The 1,128-nt window shown below is 62.1% G+C and carries 1 protein-coding gene; it reads right to left on the reverse strand.

Translation table 11 applies throughout. The annotated features are described in order from the left end of the window. Positions 1 to 320 precede the first annotated feature (320 nt). Positions 321 to 1,128 (reverse strand): class I SAM-dependent methyltransferase (locus tag C5F48_RS24035; RefSeq protein WP_219907846.1); only part of this gene is annotated, 808 nt, incomplete at its 5' end.

Here is a 1,128-nt window from a genome sequence, read left to right on the forward strand (position 1 = left end):
AGACACGCAAAGGTTGAAAACGCGCCGAGGGAAATCCCGTATGTGACGAAACCTCGCACTCAGGTCAGGCCGTCAAAGGAGATCCCGGCGCGGCCGGGATCGAGCCGGTTTTGAGGATCGGCGGGGTGGTGGTGGCGCTTTCCGGGTGTCGCTGATCGCCTCGGTCGACACCGCGCCGATAGCAGAAATCCCGGTGCGGGCCGGGATTGAGCCGGTTCCTTGGTCGGCGAGAGGCGTGACGCGGGCTGCGCCCGCGCTCGCCCTCTGGCCTGTAGCTGTCCTCAGATGTCTGCTGCGAGGACGAAGGTGTCGTCCGCTGGTCAGGAAGACTTGACGCCGGACGCCACCCAGACACGATGAGGAACGGACAATGGGTCTTCGGTATAGCTCTCGCGCAAGATTGCTGACAACTCCGCATCAAAATTCTCGATCGCCGCAGTTCCAAGGCTGGCTTTAACCCCGGCGCTTGCCCGGATGCGTCCACGCCATGCCTCTTGGCTATAGGAAACTGATACATCGAAGGAGAAGGTCTCCAGCCCGACGAACGAAGCTTCGGCGAGGTCGCGCAGCCATCCCGGGTAGATGCCGTTTCCCCCTGCCATCGTCCAAGAGGGATTGTGCATCAGGATTAGCTCTTCGGTAGCTTCGACCACATTACCTGCAAGCGGCAACCAGTCGAAGTGCGCGATGACGATACGGCCCCCGGGGACCAGGACGCGCGAGGCCTCTCTCGCAGCTGCGGCCCTGTCGAGCCAATGCCAGCACTGACCGGCAGTGACAAGCTGAACACTCTCGGATGCTTCCGGAAGTTTCTCGGCAAAGCCGATGCGATACGACACGTCCACCCCGGCTTCGCGGTCTAGGGCGGCTGCTTCGTCCAGTAGAGTCGAAGCGGGATCAACACCCGTGACGGTCATGCCCAATTTCGCCAGCCCGCGCGCGACGGTTCCTGTGCCAGTTCCCAGGTCAAGCGCGTGCTCCGCGGGACGAACCCACCCTCGTTCTGCAAGCGCCTCGAAGAATTCAGGTGGGAATCCCGCTCGATACGCACGATAGTCTGAGGCGGTCTTGCCGAAATCGACCTTCGCGCCGAAGGTTCGCGTTTTAGCTATTTCGCGCTCCACAGCC

The sequence above is a fragment of the Cereibacter changlensis JA139 genome, assembly GCF_003034985.1.
Lineage (GTDB): Bacteria > Pseudomonadota > Alphaproteobacteria > Rhodobacterales > Rhodobacteraceae > Cereibacter > Cereibacter changlensis.